Below are 18,734 nucleotides of genomic sequence, written 5' to 3'. Positions count from 1 at the left end.
GCTTCAATCGTAAAACCAGTCGTCTGTGCTTCTGATGCGTAATCCAGCATCCGAATTTCATATTGGATGTTCTCAATGTCAACCACATACAAAATAGTCGCAACATAAGCCTGATTTCCTGCATCATCCAACGCATAAAGAGCGACGATATACTCGCCGCTCTCTAAAAATGGGACTGTCACCTTCCAGATATTTCCATCTGTTCGGTCGAAGATGATCTTACTGCTGCCAAGCAAGCCCCATACCTGCGTGGTCATTAGTCTGTTACCTCTACAGAAATAACGAATGTCTTACCACAATCAACCGGGTTCGGTGTGATAGTTGCAGATTTGATAACCGGAGGTGCAGTATCCAGTTTCACTGTTCTGGTTACGGTTGTTGTCTTTCCTGCTTTGTCTTTTGCGACAATGGTGATGGTATTGCTGCCCTCTTTCAGCGTTACATCGTTGCTGAAGGTTCCACTAGGAGTAACGGGTATGGGGGCTCCATTTACAGTAACTGTAACCGGCTTGCTGGTTGCATCGTCTGTGGTACCTTTAACCGTTACGGTAGATTTATTTGTAATAAATCCTTCGGCCGGTGCAGAGATAGACAATGTCGGAGGAATCGTATCAACAGTAAATGTTACGGATTTCTGTGCAGCTGCATTTCCATCGTAGTCACTCGCAGTTGCCACAACGGTATGTGCTCCATCTGACAGAGCTGATGTTGGTGTGTAGCTGCAAGTGTAGCCGCCTGTCACTGCAGTCTTTTTGATCTTGGATGTATCTACCGCAGTACCGTCAATTTTCAGAGCGATTGTGGACGGATTAACTCCAGAATCATCATCTGTGATCTTCCATGCAATGGCAGGTGTGCTGTTTGCAAGATACTGGCTTGCAGTCGGTGCGGTGATTGTGATCACAGGAACAACTTTCTCTTTTACCTGCAATCTCAGGCTTGCACCCAATGTGCTGTCTGTTGCATCTTTTGTGGTTACGTTTCCAGCATCATCGGTTGCTTTTACCGTTACCGGATAATAATGTCCGGATAATGTATAACTGGATTTTGACGGAGCTGTAATGGTTGCTTCGTACTTGCCTGTGCTGGTGTTTTTTGTAAGTGTATAAGTCTGGCCATTAATGACCGCCTGTACTGTTTTTACACTCATACTTTCGTCTCCTTTCGCATAATCGTGTGCATAATCATATGGATAATCCAGCCGATACGCTTTCTTTTCCAGCGTAACGCGGACTATATAACTTTTTCCTGTCTGGACCGGGTTCGGATCTAGTTCTGCTTTTGAAATTGTGATCAGCCTGCTTTCTGCCATAGTCCTCTCCTCCGGTTATTTTTTTGTATAATAAAAAGACAGCAGGTAAATCCTGCTGCCCTAGTCAATGTTTGCTACTTATTCTTTTATGAGTTTTGCAATTTCAGCAAATAACTCTGATAATTCTAAACAATCTTGTTTTGTAAGTTCATGAAAAAAATATTCATCACATTCTTCCACTAGCCAAAATTCATCGTTTTTATTCTGTATTGAAAAAACTCTTTCACTATTTATTTTCTCAAGTAAATTTTTATATTTTTCAAATTCGGGATAATCAGATACTTTTTTTACCATAAAAACTCCCTAAACCATATCATAATATTCTTTTACAATATTTAGTATTTCCAACAATGTAATTGCAATATTTTTTCCTTCCAATTCACTTTTATAATTTTTCCGTTGGTTTTCACTTTTTTCACTTATTTTCACTTGATCTAATGATATCCAGTTATAATGTGTTCCATAATCATATGCATAATCATAAGGATAACCAAACCTTTTCACTTTATGTGCATTTTCAAATGTTATATTATGCTTTAAACAATTATTTGCAAACCGCAATGCTGAAAATAATTGTTTATGCTCCTCTTTTATTTGGGCAATTGGAATACGATCAATGCAATCTGACATCCAATGTATTGCTGTTCCAACAACGAAATAAACATCTTCTGTATCTGCATTTTCTGCCCCTGCTTTAAATATAGCATTCACAGACTTTTCTGCACTATACAATAATAAATTCTTGTTTTCTATCATCTTATGTATCTCCCTGTCATATCAAAATAAACCTACTTTTATAATATTCCATTCCGAACTAATATGCAAACGAAAAAGACATCCGTTTCCGAATGCCTTTTAAGTAGGTTTATTCTCATAGGGGAGAAATCGAGCCGCCGGTTTCCGCCTTTGGCTCAAGTATTATTATAACTGTGCATTTTGTGCTTTTTGTGCGTTTTTCAGATAATTATCAATCTTTCTACTGATTCTGCTGCGATCCAAGTGTACACTTTTCGCAACCTGCTCCTGTCTTATTGGTTTCCGCCCATCTATGTACAGCATCCGGAAGATTCGATGTGTCAGGCTGTCCTGAACGCCCTCAACAAACTGTTCCACTTCTCTGCACTCTGCTTCCAGAAGTTGTTTTCGATTCAAATCACGATCCTGCAACCGCTCGTATTTCTCCTGGTCGAACCCAACCACACATTGTGGCATCGGATAACCTTTGCTGTAATCAAATAATACATCATTCCCGATCATAGTATCTGACTTCCAGCGGTTCTGCAGAGCATAATCCAGTTCCAGTATCTCAGCTTTATTGCTCCGATACGCTTTCAGTCTTTCCTTTGTCATCTCCAACGGCATCGCCTCCCTTATTCCGCTCCTGCAGCGTTGCCCTGCTGCCACTTATCTGTATTTCACCTCTTAGCTGCTGCCATCTAAGATATGACAGGCTCCATTCTGGATTTCCTCCCATGGATGCAAGGTAATCAAGGATTGTCAATGATTGCTCAACTCATTCTTCAACTGTTCAACGATTTTATCAATCTCATCGTAGAAATCTTTTTTACAATAACCGCAATCTCCACCACTCTCATTATCACATTGTGCTGAATGGCAGTCTAAAAAGTACCACATGGCCTTCATCTTTACCTCCACTTCGCTTATCATATTTTCCACGTCATAAGCTGTCGGCTGCTCTTCCACTGCTTTCATGCAGTTCTGGATTGCATTATATTCAGCCCTTGCCAACATTAGTTCTCTGAGGCTTCCACTACCTGGTGATGCTGACAGTGCACAGTCGTTCAGATGAACCAGTAATTTGTCTGCATCAATTAATCTCATGTGCGTCACTCCAATCCAATTTCTGCCCGCAGTTCGGGCAATATGCGCAATCACATTCTCTTAATGGCAATGTTCTGCATTCCGGACATTCTCCCACTGCTGTTCCAATTGCCGCATTATATGCAATAGGAATCACTTTTTTTGCTGTCTGCTTGGAATCCCCATTCACAAATCGGCGGATCTCTGCAACTTCCTGTTGCAGCTGCTCATCAGTCTTTTTCATGATTTACCATCCCCATTCTGCCAACGAGGCCTGTACTCTTCAGATAATCGTAATATACCTGCGCACGCTCCTCGTTGACGTTAAACTCTTTTCTGATTCTTCCAATAGTTACTCTCTTCTGGCTCTTTGCCCAGTTCTCTAATTTTACAGATTTGATAATCATGATTCTGTCTCCTCTCTCCTGTATACTTTCGGCAATGGCATCCATGCATTAACAAATACTCCAAATGATACATAGCTTGCATCTTCATCTCCCGGATAAAATGCTCCGGATCCATCACTCTCTGCTTCATATCTTCCGATATCCGGAAGTGTGAAGTTTTCAAACGACACCAGCACGTATTCTTCCGGATCTGGAAGTCTATCATTGATATCTATCCACCCTTGATACTGTCGCATTGCTTCATTTATCTTTTCGAATTCTGCTTCCGTATTGCATACGATTTCTGCGTAAGGTTCATATTTTTCAAATTTTCCGCTTTCATTCTGCACTAACAATATTTCGTCATTCATTTATTTCTCACTTTCCACCTTGTCTTAATTCATCCAAGGTTATCCAAGATTTATCCAAGATCTACGCTCTCACAAGTTCCCCGCTTTTCATCATCTCTGTCAGTTCACTCATCGTGTACGATTCCACGTAGCTGCTATTCTCTCCATACATGTTTGTGAAATGCAGCCGGAATCTGACGAACCGTTCATGCTCCGGGATATGTTCCACAACAGCCTTTACCCACTTCTTTTCCTTTAATTCTCTCGTTACATGTTTATAAATTTTATATTTTTCTCCAATCTTAAACATTGCTTTTCTCTCCTACTTCAACGCAACCTTTACTCCAGTTTCCTTCTCTAACTGATATCTGATATCTTCCTGACATACCCAGCCACCGTCCAGATAATCATTGATAAAAGCTGTGCATTCATTCATGAACTCACAGATCTTTGCTCCACTCATTTTCTCTCTGGTGACCAGTTCCGTGCAGATCATTGCATAGGTAACTGATAGTGCTTCTGTGATGACGTACATTCTAGTCCTAAATTCATTTGGATTATTCATACGACTCATCTCTGCCATCTTAAGTCGGCATCGCTGCGGAACTTTCTTGGCTTCCGCACACACATCAATCTGTACTTTCATTTTCTGCAGAGCAAGCGGTAATTGTCTGATGCTTAGCTCTTCGTTGTATTCCGCTACCAGATAAGCATTGATACAGTCCATCATCCGGTTAAGACGTTTCTTTCCAAATCCGAACTTATCATGTAAAACCCAGAATCCGATTTCCAATGCATGATTTGCCATCGTAACTCCATATCCGGCAAGTTGACGGCCCCTTGCATCTTTTCTGGCTAATGCGTCAATCTCATCTTGCATCCAGCCGTACTTTGGTTTATTTTTTTTCTTTCTGACCAATTTATTGCTCATTTCTCTTCTCCTCTGCCATTGCATTAATTACCGGCGCATAAGTGATTGCCATGTTCTCAGCAAATTGCAGTAATAACGGATCGCCTTTGTATTTTTCCACCAATGCGCTCATCTGCTTGGTATACTGTCGTATATCCCCAGACCGCCGGTAATCTTTATAATTCTTCCATGCCGTATTCATGACATCCTGTATTTTTTCATGCATAATATTTGCTCCTACTTAAACGGGCACTCGTCTGACTCATCAATATCAACACTGTAAAATCCATCTGATTTATCCCAGCCATACTGATAATCCAGATTGTCCCCGGTTCCATATATTCTTTTTGACCGCTCATCATAATCCAGAATGATTCCATTCAGATTAATTTTTCCAAACAGCCTGTTCTTTGCCACAATCAGCTTACGCTGGTCTGCGCTCATGCTCTTTCCAATCTCATCGCTGTTCCCGCGGTTATATCCAATTGTCAGACCTGCGAGGTTTGTGATATCACCGGATCCGCTTACCTCATCGTTGATATCCGTGGAATAACCATTCTTTCTCTGATGTGCTAATAGAAGTATCAAACAGTTGTATTTGATTGCCAGTTTCGTTAAGTTTCGTACAAATTGTCCCTGCTGCTCATATCGGTCACTGCCGCGCTGCTCATCGATATACATTGCTGTCATAAGGTTATCAATCAGAACCACCCTGACACCATACTGTTGGATAGAACGCTCGATGCTTTTGAGCAGATCTTCCTTTTCATCATTCTCAACAATCCGATTGTCATAAATAAATGCCTTTTCCTGGTACCATGCGTTGATCAGTTCCTGATTGGCATTTGTGATAAACCGGTTCACCGTTCCATACTCTGTCTGATTCTCCACGATATGGTGTCTTCCGGCTACTTGAAAATCAAACCAGCTTTTGTACAGGTAATTCGGTAACTCCCCGGAATATGTAAACGCTGCATATCCCTGATCTATGACACGGGCAATAATCTGACTGGCCAGTGTTGACTTACCATCGCCGCGCTTACCGGCTATGACGCAGACCATTCCGAACGGCAGACCGCCATAGAGCATTTTATCCAGTTCGCTGATGCCGCTCTTTACCTTTTCCAATTCGTAGATGTTTACATTTTCCACTTCTGATAATGGCAGCACATGATTCACTGGAAGATATACGGCATTTTCCACAGCATGTCTGATGCATTCTGTACCGTATTTCTGGAGCATTTCATTTGCATCTTTACAATTCCTGTAATCAGCTTCCCTAACGTGCTTTATGCGGCAAGGAAAACGTCTGGCAACCTCTTCCAATAGTGTGATATGGTTTTTTTCGAAATCTCCAAAAACAATGATTTCTTCAAACTTGCTTACCCAGTTGTAACAATACGGTACCCAGGTAAACCCTTTTGCTCCGCTTGGAACAGATACCGCATTCTCAATTCCTGCTGTTGCAACACTTAAGCTGTCAAGCTGTCCCTCTGTCAAGATCAGCCGGTCGAATTTATCATTGCACTGCTTCATACCGAACAGAATCGGTCGACAGTCCTTTTCACACCACTCTTTATTTTTGTCTTTCGCCTTGTCAAAATCTGTCTTCCGATACTTGATGAATCTCAGCTTTCCTGTTTCATCATAAAATGGGAAAACCAGGATATTCTGCTGCTTCTCTAAGGTTGTAATCTCATACTGCTCCGCAACAGCTGCACTAATACCACGTGATTCCAAATAAGCAACTGCCGGCTCTTTCGGCTTGATCGGTTCCGCCGGTGTCTTAAAGCTCCGATATTGCTTCTTTGGACGATAGTATTCATCCACTTCATTTCCAAGACTGAAATCAAAATCCCTGGATAATGTCAGCATATTGCCGGTAACTCCGCATCCGGCTCTCAGGCACTTAAACTGTCCGGTATTAAGGTTGATGGAAAATGTATCTTTATCATGCCCTCTGCCTTTACAATATGGGCACTCCGCAAAACGAAGCTCATCACCTATCTGTCTTGTCCTTGCTCCATACCAGCGCGCAAATCTCATCGCATCGCCTGGATTAAATTCATACATTCCCATTTCCAATACCTCTTGTCAGTTCATCTAGTTTCTGATTCAGATCATCAATCATCCGCATGTAGATATGCCAGAGCTTTCCATCCATACAATCAGCCTGCAATTCTTCCAGTATGGCAATCTGTGCTTTAATTCCAACAATCTCCTGCTCATGACTCATCTCTCTTCTCCTGTTGGGCTTTCCACGTCTCCCATTTGCGAAGCGATTCTTCCGGATCTTCCCACTCATCATCGTCTTCCGGAGGATCCGGCGGAGCAGGTGCGGGAGCACTATTATTTATTCTTTTCTTCTCTTTTCTTTTCTTAGCGTCATTAACTGGGTTATTGACGTCATTTACTGGGTTTCTTCCGTCATTAACTGCGTTTTGTGTGACTTTAACTAGAGAGTACTCTTTTTTCACTTCAATTCCTTTTCGTTTTGCCACTGCTCTTAAATATCTTTCCTGTATTCCTCTGGATGTGAGGATGTGATATTTATCGAAAAGTTCCTGTGAAAAAATACCTACTCTGATACAAGCCTGTACAACTTCCTTTATTGTCCCGATCCCGCTGCTCAAACCCATTTTAGACTTGTGCAGAGGGATCAGTTCATCTGACCATTCGCAATAGTAACCAAGCTCCCTGTAAATAAGCTGGTAAAGCTTAACGGCTATTGCAAACCCTTTATCTCCAAATTCAGCTTCTATCATTCCAAATTTGTCATCCAAGTAGCAATCAAGTTCGAAGTAATCCAGTCCTTTTTTATAAGGTCTTGGCATTTCCTTCCTCTCCCAGGATTCTGATGATTTCTTTTCCTGTTTCTTTCTTGCTACAAAATTCAAACCGGACATTGTATCTGTCCCGAATGGTGCAAAGACTCTTGTAGAGCTGCTTTCCATCAACGGCACGCTCTGAGATTACCGTCTTAGCCTTCTGGCCGCTAATGGTCCGCCAAATAATCCTGTGCTTTCTTGGGTTTTCCCAGAAATAGACATCTTCCAAACAATTAATATCAGTGCCATGTTCCACCAATATAACCACCTGTATTCCTGCCTGCATCGCCCGGATCAGCTCCGCCTTGAATCTTTCATGCTGCTGCGTGACGTTACCACACAACTCTTGCAAATCTTTCTTCCGGTCAATTACCAGTCTCGGATTATCCAAAGACTGGTAGTCACCAACATACAGCTTTGACCGGAAATACTGTATGTCCTCTATTTTGTCAAATTGTTTCTGAACCCGTTCCCATTCTTTTTTATGCTCTCGGGTATCTACCTGAATCTGCAAGCCAGATCACCGCCTTAATTGAATGGCAGTTCTTCATCAATTCCTGCTGGAATATTCATAAAACCGTCACCTGTCGGTGTGGCACCTGCAGCATATCCATTCATATGGTTTTTATATGCCTGTGTTTCATTTTTTTCCGGAATAACTGCAGTTGTCACCTTATCCAAAGAAACAAACCAGCGCATCACACGTTTTGTCATTTCTCTGCCATTGTAGTAATCCATCTGTTCACCGAACACACCGCCAATTTTTTTCCCTTTGAACTGTGCGCCAAAGTTATCGCCCCATTTTGTGGCAAATCCTGTATTGGAATGCTCAACGCAGGTTGTAAATGTTTTGAATGAACGGCTGCAGTTGCCATCGGCATCTTCCGTTAAAATGTACTGTGTGGCCTGATTCGGCCATTTCTTATCCGGTCGGATATCATTCTTGAACTGCTCCATGAAGTATCCAGGCTGCACATCATCCGGTGCAAAATCAAAACAAACAACGATCATTGGTTTTCCTGTTTTGGAAGTTGTCTCGGTCACCTGCTTGATGACCAATTTATGTCCGCCCAACTCCACCGGAATATATTCGCCCTGGGCCTGTGTGTTATCGTAATCATTTGGTTTCTGCATCTTCTTTCTTACCTCCAAGCTCGTAATATTCTCTGATTGCTTTTTCAACCAGTAAAATGTCATTATCAATCGTCAGATTAGCAAACATGCCGATTGGGGACTTGCTTACTGCTCCGTCTGCCGCCTGTGTCACGAACAGATGATTATTGCCCTCTGCCATACAGCGGAGTACTACAGTGAACATCCCTTCAATGCAAACCTTTTCATCCAGCAACTTGCCGATAGTCTTCGGTTTGATTTCTCCCAGATCATTGGATTCCTCATGCATCATCACATACACGATTTTGTTTTCTGGAACTTTCTCGGAAATAAACTGGATCAGATTCCAAAAGTGATCCCCAATCTGGTTGTACAGGGTGAACACTCCATTTCCACCACCGGCTGAGCTGTGTCCGTTCATAAACATATTTGTGATCAGATACCCGGCATCATCTATGACAATGTTATTTGCCTTTGATGCGATCAGGCACTTCATGACCTGCTGATAATTATCTGTGTTCCATCCATTGATTTTTCCCTTGAATGGAAGCGGCTTATTTAATACCCTGATCAGATTCCAATCAGGGTTATCTACGCAGTTCCGAAGGCTTGTACTTTTGCCTGTTCCGGATCTGCCAATGATTAATACTGGAATTGCCATAACACCCTCCTATCTGATCCGCAGCGATTCACCCTGCTGCAGATGCGCCCATGATACTTCATTGTCTTTCAGAAACTTCTTAATCGCTGTTCTATCCAGCTTCGGATCCTGTGGAATGTAATATTCTTTTGGAATATCCTCCTCATTGTCGATCACAACCGCCGGAGGATTCTTCTGGATGCTAAAGCCAAACAGCTCCGTCTTGAATTTTGTTTTTCCGGTAAGCTGCATTGCGCGTTCCAGATTGTATTTGATGCCTTTGATGTTGTTGGAAATTCTCTTTTTGTGCTGTGACAGTCGTTCAATCTCTTTATCGATGGCTGCCACTGTTCCATCCAGTGAGTTCATTACCTTTGCATAGGCATCGGCTTTCTCCTCGAATTCCCAATCAACACCCTCCAATGTATCATTGATCATGTCCTGATCCAGCGATCCATCCTCTGCCATCTGGAGAAGTTCCAGATACTGACCTGTGATTCCAAAAATATTCATAATCTTTTTTCTCGCTTTCTATTGTTTTATAGGCTTCCGCCTGTCTGCGCTGCTGTGTTACATGCTGCATACGATGTGCTGCACAGTCTCTGCCGTATAAATCCATTGCTGTATCCATATCTGCTCCCACTTCCACCGCCCTGCAGTCGGACGTTTGTGTGTATTTATAATCAAATTTAAAAAGTATGTACTGCAGCTAACTTATCAAAAATCATTTGAGAGGTTCCAATATTTTTAAACGTCCGACTGCAGGACGGTGGATCTATATTATTCTTTCGGGATCATGACTCCCGTAAAAATTTCTTCTAAGGCATCTGCTTTTTCTGCATACTCATTATCTTTCTGGCGCAGCCTTTTTGCTATCGTCTCCATTATGGCAATAATAAATGGTGTATCTTTCATCGATTTTCCATTTATTACTGTTGAAAATTCGTCTGCGTAGCTGTTCATTTTATTTGATGCCCATTTCATGGTTTCGCTGGCATCTTTCAGCTGTGCCTCCATATATGCTTCTATGAATCTTTTTTTTGTAATCCATTTACTTTTTCTCCCTTTTCTTTGCGTTATACAGGTAATTACTTACCTGCTTTTCTGTCAGCTTCATTTCTTCTGCAATCTGTTTGTATGTCCATCCTGCGTTTCTTAGTGCTACCATCTTGCCGATGTCAACTGTACCGCTTTTTGTTTTCTTTCTAGTTGTTTTTTGGGGCTTCAGGGGGGCAGCTCCTCGGTTTGTTTCTCCTCAGGAATGTCCTCTTCCCATTCTGGAAGTCCTTCGAAAATTTCCTTTTCTCCCGGATCCGGTGTTTTCCGCTCCGGAACCACTCCGGCACTTGCATGCACCGCCTTCCAACTTCGCAATTTATCTGCACATTTTTTGCACAGATCTAACCTATATGTTTCTCCAATTACCGGAGCATCCTCTTCCCGACCGACACGTTCCAGCGTCACCGCAAACGGATTTCCGGTGATTTCTACACCGCAATGATCACAGATGATTTTCCACTCTCTCATTTCGCCACCTCCACGAAAAACTCAAGCTGCATGATTTTAATGCCTTTATAAGTAATCCACTTCTGGTACGTGTTATCGCTGTAAATATCAATATGTAGCACTGCTTTCATTGCATGCGCGATATTTTCAATTCCTGAATACACTTGGATTGTGCGATCAGACTGACTCTCAGTTAATGAAATAACTCCTCTTGGTGTATGTTTCAATGCATTATTTTCTGCTCTTCTTACGGCAACCACTGATTCACACCAGTCCCTGATTGCTTTCAATTCTTCTTTTTTCATTTGCTTTTTCATCTCCTGTCTGCTATACTCCAGACATAGGTTTTATACCTATGTCATTGGTTTAGAGCGTGTGATTGTCGAAGGTTCCACGCTCTTTTATTTTGTTCAGAATTATTCCTGCACCGGCAATCACCAGTCCAACAGCTGTGATCTTCACCGCCAGAACAAATCCGGCTTGTCCCTCACTAGACAGCCCCATCATTCCGATGGAGGCTATTCCAAGACCTGCGGCGCATAGTCCGAATGCAATCTTATTTTTCATCTTCTGTATCCTCCAGATTAATTTCTTCTACTACCGAGATCATCATTAATCCAAGCACCGCAACGCCTCCGGCCAACATCACCAGAATTGCATTTATTACCGTGTGTGGTCTGCCAAAATACAGAAACACAAACACGGCTGCTGCCACTATCGATATGATGATTCCGGCAATTTTCATTTTGTTCATGGTTTTATCCTTCCTTTGCTTCTGGCATATTCTCCTGCTCAGCTTTCTCTTTCTTCACACGCTCTGCATGTTTCAGAAAGCGTTCCGCCGCCTTCATCAGTGCGTTTTTTCGCTTCGCTCTCTCCTCTTCTGGAAGATCTGGGAAATGCACTCTGACTTTGCATCCATCAATGTTAAATGTCTCTACCTTTGAATATGTCATGCTCTCACCTTCCTCTCTTAGAAGATATGTACTTGTGGGTTGTCTGGTTACTCGACTACTGGTATAATTGTTTCATCAAATGATGAAAGGAATAACTTATTATGCTTGATAGTTTTACTTGTCCATTTTGTAATCATACGATGCCTGTTATCGATTCAACATACTGGTCCACTGATGCAGATTTTCGAAAATTCAACGGTATGTCTTATCAAGATGATGATACTTACAATTTAAAAATTCGCATGTACAAATGTCCTAATTGTGAAGCAATCACAAGTTTTGCTGATTATTTAGGATCAAAAATGCCCCAAAAAACAATTCCTCTTTACCCTTTATCTACCGCAAAACAATTTCCTGATTACATACCACAAACGATTCGTACAGATTATGAAGAGGCTTGCGCCATTGTTTCATTAAGTCCTAAAGCCTCCGCAACATTGTCTCGCCGTTGTCTTCAAGGAATGATTCGTGACTTCTTTCAGATAGCAAAAAATAGCCTATATGAAGAAATCAACGCTATAAAAACTCAAATACCAACAGATCAATGGGCTGTATTAGATGGAATACGTCGCATTGGAAACATCGGCGCTCATATGGAAAAAGATATAAACTTAATTATCGATATTGATCCAGATGAAGCGCAAAAACTTATAAAACTTATTGAATTACTAATTCAACAATGGTACATTGAACGTCATAACCAACAGCAGTTATATGCTGATATCATTGGTATTGATCAGACAAAACAGAATGCTCGAAAGAAAACTGAGTAGGAAACTACTCTTTTTCTTTTGCACACGGATCATATTCCGCCAGTAAATTCCCATCAAAATCCCAATACTGTGTAACTACTCTGCAATTATCTTCTTTTGTTCCACTCCCTCTTAGGGACTGGGTTTCAATTACTTTGATTACTTTTGCCGAATCAGTTCCTCTCGGTCTTGCCATCGCTACTCACTCCCTTCTTGCTCTGCTGGATCATCTTCTGTTGCGAATAATCCTACGCATCCCACAGAACACTGATCAGATACGCATTCAACGACATTCCTCTCTTTTTGGCTTCCTGCTTTAATTTTTCATAAAGCTTTTCCGGAAGCCGGATTGTTGTCTGTACCATCTCATCACCTCTCTTTCGATATCAAAATGATAGCAAAACCATAGAGGTTTTCTGATGAGCGTCAGCTCAGAGGTTTGTCAATAGACTTTGACATTTATTTTATTCTACTTTTAGTAGAGTAACAAGGCAAAAAAATATTGTTTTGTGGAATTCTATAAATCCTAGAAAGCATTTCCATTTCTGGAATACCCGGAACTATTTTTCCTTTTTCCCAATTTACAATTGTCGTTTTAGATACATGCATTCTTTTTGCCACTTCCTCTTGCGTCATGCCCGCATTCACTCTAGCCGCCGCAAGAGAAATTTGTAATGTTTCCAATTTCTCACCTCTTTCTATCCCCCGTATAGCCGATAGGACAGCTATAGACTACTTATTTTTCTTTACCAGATTTGCCAACAATACAACCATCACAATATCCAATGTAATCTGAATAATATCCATTGTTATTCCAAACATAGTTTTCACCGCCTTTCGACTTATTTCAAATATATCTTGACAATGAACCATATAAAAGGTATTTTTTTCTAAGAGGGAGATCTCTCTCCCTCCACCATACTCAGTTTGCCAGTTTATTGATTAAATCAACGATTTGACCAATTAGACTGATTATGGCTGTGACAAGTGCGATAGTTGCGATATCGTGCTTGTCTTTTTTATTGCCTTTCTTTTGGCTCATTGTTTTCACCTCCCTGTCATTTGATGATATAAGTATAACTCTACTTTTTGTAGATGTCAATACTTTTTGTAAACTTATTTGAATTTTCGTATTGATTTTTTCTACTTTTTGTAATATAGTAAACTTACAAATACAAAAGGAGGGTTTCTATAATGAGTGATGATAAATACAAACAAATATTTTCACAAAATCTCCGATATTATATGTCTATAAATAACAAGGAACAAATTGATCTCATAAATGATTTAGGATTCAATAAATCTGCTGTATCTACATGGTGTAATGGGACAAGACTTCCACGCATGGATAAAGTAAACATGTTGGCAGAATATTTTAATATTAATAGATCCGATTTGATAGAAGATCGTCAAACAGTACCTGATACAACTGTCAAAAGTTTCCAATGCGATACTGATGATGAAGCAAACTTAATTCTCTCCTATCGCAAATTAAACGATAAGAACAAGCAGAAATGCACTGCATATACCAATACACTTCTTACCACACAAAAAATGGAAGATGAACTTGTTTTAAATGCCGCACATGACAATGGTGCAACCCCAGATCAGAAACGGCATGCTGATGATATTATGAAAAACCCTGACGAATGGGAGTGATCATGTGACTTACGAAGAACTTCTAATAAAATCAGAACATGATAATTTAATTGTAAAAGAAAAAGATATCCCCGGTTATGGTGGACGGATTTACAAAAATCGTATTGCAATCCATAAAGGATTAAAAACGCAAACTGAAAAAGCCTGTATACTTGCAGAGGAACGCGGACACCACTTCACAACATCCGGTGATATTATAGATCAGACAGATATCCAAAACCGAAAGCAAGAGTTTCGTGCCAGAATGTGGGCATACAATGAAATGGTTGGATTAATGGGAATAATAGATGCTTACAAAAATGGTTGCCGGAACAGCTATGAAGTAGCTGAATATCTGGAAGTAACAGAAGTATTTCTGAATGATGCACTGAACGCATACAGGGATAAATATGGAGTGTACACCACGGTAGACAACTATATAATCTATTTTATCCCAGGTTTGACTGTATTTAAAAAAGAATAAAAAATTTTACACTGTTATTACTACCAATTACAATTTATGGTAAATATATTTTACAAAAGTAGAAAGGATTTTATTATGGGATTTGGAGATATTTTCAAAATCAAACAATTTAAATCAGAAATTGAACGCCTCACTGCTGAAAACCAGGCATTATTTAGCGATAATTCGTCTATGCATCAGAAAATGAGTGAATTAGGTATATACGATTATCTCAAAATAAAAGAAATGATTTCTTCCCTTGAAAAAGAATACGCTCAAAAAGAAGAAGATTTAAAAAATAACTATGAAAAACAACTGGAAAATTCTCATAAACGTATAAAAAAAGAATTACATGATTTAGAGCAGGAAGTTTCTAAAAAATCGATCAAATGCGATGAAATTACTGCTATCCTTACTTCTTTATCTGCTCAAGAAGAAAAATTGTCAAAAAATATAAAAACTCAGACAAATAAGTTGAACAAAATCAAAGAGCTGGTAAAGGCCATCAATTATACTTTTGATAATTATTTAAATTATGAGCCATCGGCCGCTGCTCTCCGTTTTCCGGAAAATAAATTATCAGATATTGAAGAAATCAGCCCATCTGTAATTTTGAAACTTCACTGCATGGATGTAAAAGATCTGCGCAAAGCTTACCGCCAGAACGATAAACAGATTGATTCTGTATTGCAGAAATATTCAGCTCGTTATACCACAAAAGCAAATCAGGCTATTTACAAACTCATGGTGCTTGCATTAAGATCAGAGCTTCAAAATATTTTATACAATTTAAAATATGAAAAACTAGATACATCCATTGAGGACGTGAAAAAAGTTACCCAGAAATTCTTATTGGTCGCTGGTGAGGGAAATCAGAGTATTGCCGGTACACTCACAAAATTTATCGGAGAAATCGAATATCTCTTTATCAACGCAGTAAAAATTGAATACAATTACTACGTTAAGAAGGAACAGGCTCGTCAGGAACAGATGGCTATTAGAGAACAAATGCGTCAGGAAGCACAGGAACGTAAGGCTCTTGAAGAGGAACGTAAGAAAGTTGAAAAAGAAGAATCCAAATATCATACTGAAATTGAAAAATTAAAAGAACAGCTGACACAGGCTAAAGAGAATGAACTGGAACAGTTAAATGCACGTATTTTGGAATTACAGTCACAACTTGCAGATGTTATCGTCAAAAAAGAAGAAATTTCCAATCTTGCCAACGGAAAAGCCGGCAATGTATACGTTATCAGTAATCTTGGTTCCTTTGGTGAAAATGTATTCAAAATCGGTATGACGCGCCGCCTTAATCCGCAGGATCGTGTAAATGAGTTGGGTGATGCTTCTGTTCCATTCAAATTTGATGTACATAGCTTTATCTTTTCAGATGATGCTGTTGGTTTGGAAAAGAAATTACATACTATCCTTAATGACAAACGTGTAAATAAAGTAAATATGAGAAAAGAATTTTTCTATACAACCATCGATGAGCTTGAACAGCTGGTAACAGATATCGAGCCAACTGCAGAGTTCAACAAAACTATGTTAGCAGAAGAATTCAGGCAGTCTCTATCATCAGACGAAAACTATTCCAACGATTATCTTTTATCTGATGAAGAATCCGATGAGGACGACGATTAAAATTCACACTCCCCTGCTCCCTGTGAGTGGGGGGAACCAATAAAAACTGAATAATATATTTACCAGGGGAGCTGGGAAGGTATGCAGTCATCCGTTCTAATCCTGTTAGAGAGGGTGACGCTTATGTCTACATATGAAGAATTCATGGTGATTTTAACCGTGGCCATGCTCATTGTGGCAATTCTGAATTATAAGAAATAAGCAAGCTACCTTGTCTCTTGGCCGGAGTAGGTAGCTTGCTTGAATAGTAACTATTAACTTTGCACCGGAGCGGATAGGCTTCATCTATCTCCCGGCTTTCCTGTTAAGTATATTATAGCAAATATGCTTTAAATGTCAATTTAAAAACCGGCTCCTGCTACCAACAGGAACCGGCAAGGAATTAATAAAAATGGTCATAGCTCTGTAAATGACCATTTTCCCGAGATTGGAAAAATGGTTAATGCCAAGTGCAGTATGAAGCAAAACCATCTCGGTGAACATACCGAAATGGTTTATGTGAGCAATATGTAAGAAACTCTTACAAATTCGATAAAATGTTTAGCACAGAAAGGATGTACAATGAATGAAGATAAACTATTCTTGACTTACAACCAGCAGATGAAAAAATTAAGAAACGACAAACACATCGAATGTAATGGTTCCAATCACAAAAAGATTTTGGTGCGTGCTGGATATTTTAATATTGTAAATGGCTATAAAACTCCTTTTGTTAGTGGTCAAGATGCTTCTGGCAATCATATTTATATATCTGGAACAACAATTAGCCAACTTCAAGCGGTAAAACAATTCGATGATCAACTAAGATCTTTTTTACTGAAATATATTACACAGGTTGAAGAAGAAACTCGTACATTAGCTGGATATAAATTTGATGAATGTAATGATAATGGAAAAATTCCTTGGTATGACACCAACGCATATTCACCAAACAAGTCTTTACAAGATAAAATGTCAGTTATATCCAAAGCGTACAATGAACTTAGCCGAAGTCAACTTGATTATGTTAAGTTTTACATGGATAACCATAAACAAATTCCTACATGGATCATGATCAAAGTTGTAAATTTTTCAACATTCATAGATATTATACATTGTAGTAAAATTGACATTTCACATTCTCTCTGTCAGCTTTACGGACTAGAAGATGAGCAAGGACGAGCAAATGTAAAACTTCTCATTGGCAGTTTACATTGGATGAGAAAGATACGAAATGCCTGTGCTCATAATGAACGTGTATATTGTTTAACCAGAAAAACTTACTAAATTTCTGATTATCTTTTCATAAGTTGGTAAATGCCGATATATCCCGTATTTTAGGACTTTATCGGTATTTTCTTTTTGGAAGATACCTTGCATAAGCTGGCATTTACCAGCATGAAAATGCAAGCAAAAGTAGTAAATGAGTAGTAAATATAAGCTCCGATATTAACAAGCCAGCCTTTCCAGTTCTGCTTTTGCAGATTGAAATGTACCGTGTGCGTAATAACCAAGTGTCATGGTTATATTAGCGTGTCCCATGAGATATTGCAGAGTGTTAGGGTTCATTCCTTTGTTTGCCATATTCGTACAATAAGTATGTCGGAATGAATGTGGTGTGATGTTCGGTAACTTGTCCGTGTGATATTTGTTATACTTCTTAATCAATCCTCGCACCATGCCCTCATAGTTTCCTGCAACTTTAGGCAAGCCCTCACGGTTTAAGAATAGGAAATTGCTGTAACCACCTACAATCAGCGGTTGTGCTTTTCCTCTGCTCTTTAGTATTCTTTGGATTGCTTGATAAGCCCGTTCTGTCAATGGAAGTTCCCGTTTTCCGTTTTTGGTCTTAGGCGTTTCAATATAGTAGCCGATTTCGCTGTCTTTCAATAACTGGTGGTCTATATTGAGTATTCTGTTCTGCATATCAATATGCGTCGTTAGTCCGAAAAATTCAGAAATACGAAGTCCCGTTTCCAGCAGAAGCACAACCTCATCATAATACTTGTTGTAAATCTTGTCCTTTTCCATAAAGGCAAGCAGGCGTTCTTCCTGCTCTGGTGTAAGGATAACTTTCTGCTCCGTATCATCTTCCAGAACATCACTTAGCTTAAAGTCAAATGGGTTCTTTCTGATACAGTCGTCTTGTATCGCCATGTAAAATGAAGCTTTCAAGGAACGCTTATAGTTATCAATCGTTTTATAGGCATATCCTTTTTCGCTCATTCTGATAGCCCATTCTTTAGCGTCCGACTGCTTAACAGTATCAATCGCCCTCATACCCAATGGGTCATTTTTCAAAGCATTCATAAGATACTGTCGTCCCTTTTCAGTAGCCCTTTTGATGTTCTTTCTTTGGCTGTTTTTCTTGTCGTAGAGCTGGCAGACTGTCATTTTACCGCCAACTGTGTCGATACCGTCGTTAAGGTCTTTTTT

At 39.8% G+C, this 18,734-nt stretch carries 35 protein-coding genes; 5 read left to right on the top strand and 30 right to left on the bottom strand.

What is annotated here, in order from left to right; all coding sequences use genetic code 11:
* The 26 genes from HMPREF0373_RS04170 to HMPREF0373_RS04060 form a co-directional block, all read right to left on the bottom strand.
* A partial coding sequence (locus HMPREF0373_RS04170; RefSeq protein WP_021738370.1) for a PF13754 domain-containing protein occupies positions 1 to 257 on the bottom strand: 257 nt, incomplete at its 3' end.
* Complete coding sequence (locus HMPREF0373_RS04165) at positions 257 to 1,312, bottom strand: Ig-like domain-containing protein (protein WP_021738369.1); 1,056 nt, start codon at positions 1,310 to 1,312, stop codon at positions 257 to 259. The genes HMPREF0373_RS04165 and HMPREF0373_RS04170, both read right to left, overlap by 1 nt.
* A 78-nt stretch (positions 1,313 to 1,390) precedes the next feature.
* On the bottom strand, positions 1,391 to 1,606 hold the full coding sequence (locus HMPREF0373_RS04160; protein ID WP_021738368.1) for a hypothetical protein: 216 nt from the start codon (positions 1,604 to 1,606) through the stop codon (positions 1,391 to 1,393).
* A 9-nt stretch (positions 1,607 to 1,615) separates the two neighbouring features.
* Positions 1,616 to 2,068: a hypothetical protein gene (locus HMPREF0373_RS04155; protein WP_021738367.1), complete on the bottom strand. Its 453-nt coding sequence runs from the start codon at positions 2,066 to 2,068 to the stop codon at positions 1,616 to 1,618.
* A gap of 165 nt (positions 2,069 to 2,233) precedes the next feature.
* On the bottom strand, positions 2,234 to 2,662 hold the full coding sequence (locus tag HMPREF0373_RS04150; RefSeq protein WP_242831181.1) for a hypothetical protein: 429 nt from the start codon (positions 2,660 to 2,662) through the stop codon (positions 2,234 to 2,236).
* Positions 2,663 to 2,809: 147 nt separating this feature from the next.
* Positions 2,810 to 3,154: a hypothetical protein gene (locus HMPREF0373_RS04145; protein ID WP_021738365.1), complete on the bottom strand. Its 345-nt coding sequence runs from the start codon at positions 3,152 to 3,154 to the stop codon at positions 2,810 to 2,812.
* The gene (locus HMPREF0373_RS04140) at positions 3,141 to 3,377 is read right to left on the bottom strand and encodes a hypothetical protein (protein ID WP_021738364.1); all 237 of its coding nucleotides are present in this window, start codon (positions 3,375 to 3,377) and stop codon (positions 3,141 to 3,143) included. The genes HMPREF0373_RS04145 and HMPREF0373_RS04140 overlap by 14 nt, the downstream gene beginning before the upstream one ends.
* Positions 3,364 to 3,540 carry a hypothetical protein gene (locus tag HMPREF0373_RS16685; protein ID WP_021738363.1) on the bottom strand — a complete coding sequence of 59 codons (177 nt, stop codon included), beginning with the start codon at positions 3,538 to 3,540 and terminating at the stop codon, positions 3,364 to 3,366. Before HMPREF0373_RS16685 ends, HMPREF0373_RS04140 begins: the two co-directional genes overlap by 14 nt.
* Entirely contained in the window at positions 3,537 to 3,890 is a 354-nt protein-coding gene (locus tag HMPREF0373_RS04135) for a DUF551 domain-containing protein (protein ID WP_021738362.1), read from the bottom strand. Before HMPREF0373_RS04135 ends, HMPREF0373_RS16685 begins: the two co-directional genes overlap by 4 nt.
* A 61-nt stretch (positions 3,891 to 3,951) precedes the next feature.
* The gene (locus tag HMPREF0373_RS04130) at positions 3,952 to 4,179 is read right to left on the bottom strand and encodes a hypothetical protein (RefSeq protein WP_021738361.1); all 228 of its coding nucleotides are present in this window, start codon (positions 4,177 to 4,179) and stop codon (positions 3,952 to 3,954) included.
* A gap of 12 nt (positions 4,180 to 4,191) precedes the next feature.
* Positions 4,192 to 4,800 carry a hypothetical protein gene (locus HMPREF0373_RS04125; protein WP_021738360.1) on the bottom strand — a complete coding sequence of 203 codons (609 nt, stop codon included), beginning with the start codon at positions 4,798 to 4,800 and terminating at the stop codon, positions 4,192 to 4,194.
* Complete coding sequence (locus HMPREF0373_RS04120; RefSeq protein WP_021738359.1) at positions 4,790 to 5,005, bottom strand: hypothetical protein; 216 nt, start codon at positions 5,003 to 5,005, stop codon at positions 4,790 to 4,792. Before HMPREF0373_RS04120 ends, HMPREF0373_RS04125 begins: the two co-directional genes overlap by 11 nt.
* Positions 5,006 to 5,016: 11 nt before the next feature.
* Positions 5,017 to 6,858, bottom strand: a complete 1,842-nt coding sequence (locus HMPREF0373_RS04115; RefSeq protein WP_044962870.1) for an AAA family ATPase — start codon at positions 6,856 to 6,858, stop codon at positions 5,017 to 5,019.
* On the bottom strand, positions 6,845 to 7,015 hold the full coding sequence (locus HMPREF0373_RS16680; protein WP_021738357.1) for a hypothetical protein: 171 nt from the start codon (positions 7,013 to 7,015) through the stop codon (positions 6,845 to 6,847). Before HMPREF0373_RS16680 ends, HMPREF0373_RS04115 begins: the two co-directional genes overlap by 14 nt.
* Positions 7,005 to 7,613, bottom strand: a complete 609-nt coding sequence (locus HMPREF0373_RS04110) for a DUF4373 domain-containing protein (protein ID WP_021738356.1) — start codon at positions 7,611 to 7,613, stop codon at positions 7,005 to 7,007. The genes HMPREF0373_RS16680 and HMPREF0373_RS04110 overlap by 11 nt, the downstream gene beginning before the upstream one ends.
* Complete coding sequence (locus tag HMPREF0373_RS04105) at positions 7,597 to 8,121, bottom strand: ERCC4 domain-containing protein (protein ID WP_021738355.1); 525 nt, start codon at positions 8,119 to 8,121, stop codon at positions 7,597 to 7,599. The genes HMPREF0373_RS04110 and HMPREF0373_RS04105 overlap by 17 nt, the downstream gene beginning before the upstream one ends.
* Before the next feature lie 14 nt (positions 8,122 to 8,135).
* A complete protein-coding gene (locus HMPREF0373_RS04100) occupies positions 8,136 to 8,741 on the bottom strand; it encodes a hypothetical protein (RefSeq protein WP_021738354.1) in 606 nt (201 codons plus the stop codon).
* Positions 8,725 to 9,381 carry a DEAD/DEAH box helicase family protein gene (locus HMPREF0373_RS04095; protein WP_021738353.1) on the bottom strand — a complete coding sequence of 219 codons (657 nt, stop codon included), beginning with the start codon at positions 9,379 to 9,381 and terminating at the stop codon, positions 8,725 to 8,727. Before HMPREF0373_RS04095 ends, HMPREF0373_RS04100 begins: the two co-directional genes overlap by 17 nt.
* Before the next feature lie 9 nt (positions 9,382 to 9,390).
* On the bottom strand, positions 9,391 to 9,873 hold the full coding sequence (locus tag HMPREF0373_RS04090) for a siphovirus Gp157 family protein (RefSeq protein ID WP_021738352.1): 483 nt from the start codon (positions 9,871 to 9,873) through the stop codon (positions 9,391 to 9,393).
* Between the two features lie 267 nt (positions 9,874 to 10,140).
* Positions 10,141 to 10,377, bottom strand: coding sequence for a hypothetical protein (locus HMPREF0373_RS04085; RefSeq protein ID WP_021738351.1), 237 nt, complete (start codon positions 10,375 to 10,377; stop codon positions 10,141 to 10,143).
* 34 nt (positions 10,378 to 10,411) lie between these two features.
* Complete coding sequence (locus HMPREF0373_RS17710; RefSeq protein ID WP_021738350.1) at positions 10,412 to 10,528, bottom strand: helix-turn-helix transcriptional regulator; 117 nt, start codon at positions 10,526 to 10,528, stop codon at positions 10,412 to 10,414.
* A 56-nt stretch (positions 10,529 to 10,584) separates the two neighbouring features.
* Complete coding sequence (locus HMPREF0373_RS04080) at positions 10,585 to 10,887, bottom strand: hypothetical protein (protein ID WP_021738349.1); 303 nt, start codon at positions 10,885 to 10,887, stop codon at positions 10,585 to 10,587.
* Positions 10,884 to 11,171 (bottom strand): hypothetical protein, encoded by a 288-nt coding sequence (locus tag HMPREF0373_RS04075; protein WP_022036153.1) that lies wholly within the window; start codon positions 11,169 to 11,171, stop codon positions 10,884 to 10,886. The genes HMPREF0373_RS04080 and HMPREF0373_RS04075 overlap by 4 nt, the downstream gene beginning before the upstream one ends.
* 61 nt (positions 11,172 to 11,232) lie before the next feature.
* Positions 11,233 to 11,433 carry a hypothetical protein gene (locus HMPREF0373_RS04070; protein WP_021738347.1) on the bottom strand — a complete coding sequence of 67 codons (201 nt, stop codon included), beginning with the start codon at positions 11,431 to 11,433 and terminating at the stop codon, positions 11,233 to 11,235.
* Positions 11,423 to 11,620 carry a hypothetical protein gene (locus HMPREF0373_RS04065; RefSeq protein ID WP_021738346.1) on the bottom strand — a complete coding sequence of 66 codons (198 nt, stop codon included), beginning with the start codon at positions 11,618 to 11,620 and terminating at the stop codon, positions 11,423 to 11,425. Before HMPREF0373_RS04065 ends, HMPREF0373_RS04070 begins: the two co-directional genes overlap by 11 nt.
* A gap of 4 nt (positions 11,621 to 11,624) precedes the next feature.
* On the bottom strand, positions 11,625 to 11,822 hold the full coding sequence (locus tag HMPREF0373_RS04060; RefSeq protein ID WP_021738345.1) for a hypothetical protein: 198 nt from the start codon (positions 11,820 to 11,822) through the stop codon (positions 11,625 to 11,627).
* A gap of 101 nt (positions 11,823 to 11,923) precedes the next feature.
* Between HMPREF0373_RS04060 and HMPREF0373_RS04055 the strand changes: the two genes are divergently transcribed.
* Complete coding sequence (locus tag HMPREF0373_RS04055; RefSeq protein ID WP_022036151.1) at positions 11,924 to 12,595, top strand: DUF4145 domain-containing protein; 672 nt, start codon at positions 11,924 to 11,926, stop codon at positions 12,593 to 12,595.
* Between the two features lie 4 nt (positions 12,596 to 12,599).
* On the opposite strand, the gene HMPREF0373_RS04050 is transcribed toward HMPREF0373_RS04055, so the two are convergent.
* From HMPREF0373_RS04050 to HMPREF0373_RS04045, 3 genes are all read right to left on the bottom strand, one after another.
* Positions 12,600 to 12,770 (bottom strand): hypothetical protein, encoded by a 171-nt coding sequence (locus tag HMPREF0373_RS04050; protein ID WP_021738343.1) that lies wholly within the window; start codon positions 12,768 to 12,770, stop codon positions 12,600 to 12,602.
* A gap of 52 nt (positions 12,771 to 12,822) precedes the next feature.
* Positions 12,823 to 12,939, bottom strand: a complete 117-nt coding sequence (locus HMPREF0373_RS16335; RefSeq protein WP_021738342.1) for a ribbon-helix-helix protein, CopG family — start codon at positions 12,937 to 12,939, stop codon at positions 12,823 to 12,825.
* A gap of 94 nt (positions 12,940 to 13,033) precedes the next feature.
* Complete coding sequence (locus HMPREF0373_RS04045) at positions 13,034 to 13,258, bottom strand: helix-turn-helix transcriptional regulator (RefSeq protein ID WP_021738341.1); 225 nt, start codon at positions 13,256 to 13,258, stop codon at positions 13,034 to 13,036.
* A 510-nt stretch (positions 13,259 to 13,768) separates the two neighbouring features.
* Here HMPREF0373_RS04045 and HMPREF0373_RS15950 point away from each other — a divergent pair.
* The 4 genes from HMPREF0373_RS15950 (at position 13,769) to HMPREF0373_RS04025 (ending at position 17,585) form a co-directional block, all read left to right on the top strand.
* Positions 13,769 to 14,233 (top strand): helix-turn-helix domain-containing protein, encoded by a 465-nt coding sequence (locus HMPREF0373_RS15950; protein WP_021738338.1) that lies wholly within the window; start codon positions 13,769 to 13,771, stop codon positions 14,231 to 14,233.
* A gap of 4 nt (positions 14,234 to 14,237) precedes the next feature.
* Entirely contained in the window at positions 14,238 to 14,696 is a 459-nt protein-coding gene (locus HMPREF0373_RS04035) for an ImmA/IrrE family metallo-endopeptidase (protein WP_021738337.1), read from the top strand.
* 75 nt (positions 14,697 to 14,771) lie between these two features.
* Positions 14,772 to 16,319, top strand: a complete 1,548-nt coding sequence (locus HMPREF0373_RS17135) for a GIY-YIG nuclease family protein (RefSeq protein WP_022036149.1) — start codon at positions 14,772 to 14,774, stop codon at positions 16,317 to 16,319.
* 561 nt (positions 16,320 to 16,880) lie between these two features.
* Complete coding sequence (locus tag HMPREF0373_RS04025; protein WP_021738334.1) at positions 16,881 to 17,585, top strand: Abi family protein; 705 nt, start codon at positions 16,881 to 16,883, stop codon at positions 17,583 to 17,585.
* Between the two features lie 162 nt (positions 17,586 to 17,747).
* Here HMPREF0373_RS04025 and HMPREF0373_RS04020 read toward each other — a convergent pair.
* A partial coding sequence (locus HMPREF0373_RS04020) for a tyrosine-type recombinase/integrase (RefSeq protein WP_021738333.1) occupies positions 17,748 to 18,734 on the bottom strand: 987 nt, incomplete at its 5' end.

This window comes from Eubacterium ramulus ATCC 29099 (genome assembly GCF_000469345.1).
GTDB lineage: Bacteria > Bacillota > Clostridia > Lachnospirales > Lachnospiraceae > Eubacterium_I > Eubacterium_I ramulus.
This window is presented reverse-complemented; position numbering and strand designations above follow the sequence as displayed.

What these genes read in the sequence shown, in the direction of transcription:
- HMPREF0373_RS04165 (WP_021738369.1), bottom strand. Translation starts at nt 1,312, where the DNA reads ATGGCAGAAAGCAGGCTGATCACAATTTCAAAAGCAGAACTAGATCCG.
- HMPREF0373_RS04160 (WP_021738368.1), bottom strand. Translation starts at nt 1,606, where the DNA reads ATGGTAAAAAAAGTATCTGATTATCCCGAATTTGAAAAATATAAAAAT.
- HMPREF0373_RS04155 (WP_021738367.1), bottom strand. Translation starts at nt 2,068, where the DNA reads ATGATAGAAAACAAGAATTTATTATTGTATAGTGCAGAAAAGTCTGTG.
- HMPREF0373_RS04150 (WP_242831181.1), bottom strand. Translation starts at nt 2,662, where the DNA reads ATGACAAAGGAAAGACTGAAAGCGTATCGGAGCAATAAAGCTGAGATA.
- HMPREF0373_RS04145 (WP_021738365.1), bottom strand. Translation starts at nt 3,154, where the DNA reads ATGAGATTAATTGATGCAGACAAATTACTGGTTCATCTGAACGACTGT.
- HMPREF0373_RS04140 (WP_021738364.1), bottom strand. Translation starts at nt 3,377, where the DNA reads ATGAAAAAGACTGATGAGCAGCTGCAACAGGAAGTTGCAGAGATCCGC.
- HMPREF0373_RS16685 (WP_021738363.1), bottom strand. Translation starts at nt 3,540, where the DNA reads ATGATTATCAAATCTGTAAAATTAGAGAACTGGGCAAAGAGCCAGAAG.
- HMPREF0373_RS04135 (WP_021738362.1), bottom strand. Translation starts at nt 3,890, where the DNA reads ATGAATGACGAAATATTGTTAGTGCAGAATGAAAGCGGAAAATTTGAA.
- HMPREF0373_RS04130 (WP_021738361.1), bottom strand. Translation starts at nt 4,179, where the DNA reads ATGTTTAAGATTGGAGAAAAATATAAAATTTATAAACATGTAACGAGA.
- HMPREF0373_RS04125 (WP_021738360.1), bottom strand. Translation starts at nt 4,800, where the DNA reads ATGAGCAATAAATTGGTCAGAAAGAAAAAAAATAAACCAAAGTACGGC.
- HMPREF0373_RS04120 (WP_021738359.1), bottom strand. Translation starts at nt 5,005, where the DNA reads ATGCATGAAAAAATACAGGATGTCATGAATACGGCATGGAAGAATTAT.
- HMPREF0373_RS04115 (WP_044962870.1), bottom strand. Translation starts at nt 6,858, where the DNA reads ATGGGAATGTATGAATTTAATCCAGGCGATGCGATGAGATTTGCGCGC.
- HMPREF0373_RS16680 (WP_021738357.1), bottom strand. Translation starts at nt 7,015, where the DNA reads ATGAGTCATGAGCAGGAGATTGTTGGAATTAAAGCACAGATTGCCATA.
- HMPREF0373_RS04110 (WP_021738356.1), bottom strand. Translation starts at nt 7,613, where the DNA reads ATGCCAAGACCTTATAAAAAAGGACTGGATTACTTCGAACTTGATTGC.
- HMPREF0373_RS04100 (WP_021738354.1), bottom strand. Translation starts at nt 8,741, where the DNA reads ATGCAGAAACCAAATGATTACGATAACACACAGGCCCAGGGCGAATAT.
- HMPREF0373_RS04095 (WP_021738353.1), bottom strand. Translation starts at nt 9,381, where the DNA reads ATGGCAATTCCAGTATTAATCATTGGCAGATCCGGAACAGGCAAAAGT.
- HMPREF0373_RS04090 (WP_021738352.1), bottom strand. Translation starts at nt 9,873, where the DNA reads ATGAATATTTTTGGAATCACAGGTCAGTATCTGGAACTTCTCCAGATG.
- HMPREF0373_RS04085 (WP_021738351.1), bottom strand. Translation starts at nt 10,377, where the DNA reads ATGGAGGCACAGCTGAAAGATGCCAGCGAAACCATGAAATGGGCATCA.
- HMPREF0373_RS17710 (WP_021738350.1), bottom strand. Translation starts at nt 10,528, where the DNA reads ATGGTAGCACTAAGAAACGCAGGATGGACATACAAACAGATTGCAGAA.
- HMPREF0373_RS04080 (WP_021738349.1), bottom strand. Translation starts at nt 10,887, where the DNA reads ATGAGAGAGTGGAAAATCATCTGTGATCATTGCGGTGTAGAAATCACC.
- HMPREF0373_RS04075 (WP_022036153.1), bottom strand. Translation starts at nt 11,171, where the DNA reads ATGAAAAAAGAAGAATTGAAAGCAATCAGGGACTGGTGTGAATCAGTG.
- HMPREF0373_RS04070 (WP_021738347.1), bottom strand. Translation starts at nt 11,433, where the DNA reads ATGAAAAATAAGATTGCATTCGGACTATGCGCCGCAGGTCTTGGAATA.
- HMPREF0373_RS04065 (WP_021738346.1), bottom strand. Translation starts at nt 11,620, where the DNA reads ATGAACAAAATGAAAATTGCCGGAATCATCATATCGATAGTGGCAGCA.
- HMPREF0373_RS04060 (WP_021738345.1), bottom strand. Translation starts at nt 11,822, where the DNA reads ATGACATATTCAAAGGTAGAGACATTTAACATTGATGGATGCAAAGTC.
- HMPREF0373_RS04055 (WP_022036151.1), top strand. Translation starts at nt 11,924, where the DNA reads ATGCTTGATAGTTTTACTTGTCCATTTTGTAATCATACGATGCCTGTT.
- HMPREF0373_RS04050 (WP_021738343.1), bottom strand. Translation starts at nt 12,770, where the DNA reads ATGGCAAGACCGAGAGGAACTGATTCGGCAAAAGTAATCAAAGTAATT.
- HMPREF0373_RS16335 (WP_021738342.1), bottom strand. Translation starts at nt 12,939, where the DNA reads ATGGTACAGACAACAATCCGGCTTCCGGAAAAGCTTTATGAAAAATTA.
- HMPREF0373_RS15950 (WP_021738338.1), top strand. Translation starts at nt 13,769, where the DNA reads ATGAGTGATGATAAATACAAACAAATATTTTCACAAAATCTCCGATAT.
- HMPREF0373_RS17135 (WP_022036149.1), top strand. Translation starts at nt 14,772, where the DNA reads ATGGGATTTGGAGATATTTTCAAAATCAAACAATTTAAATCAGAAATT.
- HMPREF0373_RS04025 (WP_021738334.1), top strand. Translation starts at nt 16,881, where the DNA reads ATGAATGAAGATAAACTATTCTTGACTTACAACCAGCAGATGAAAAAA.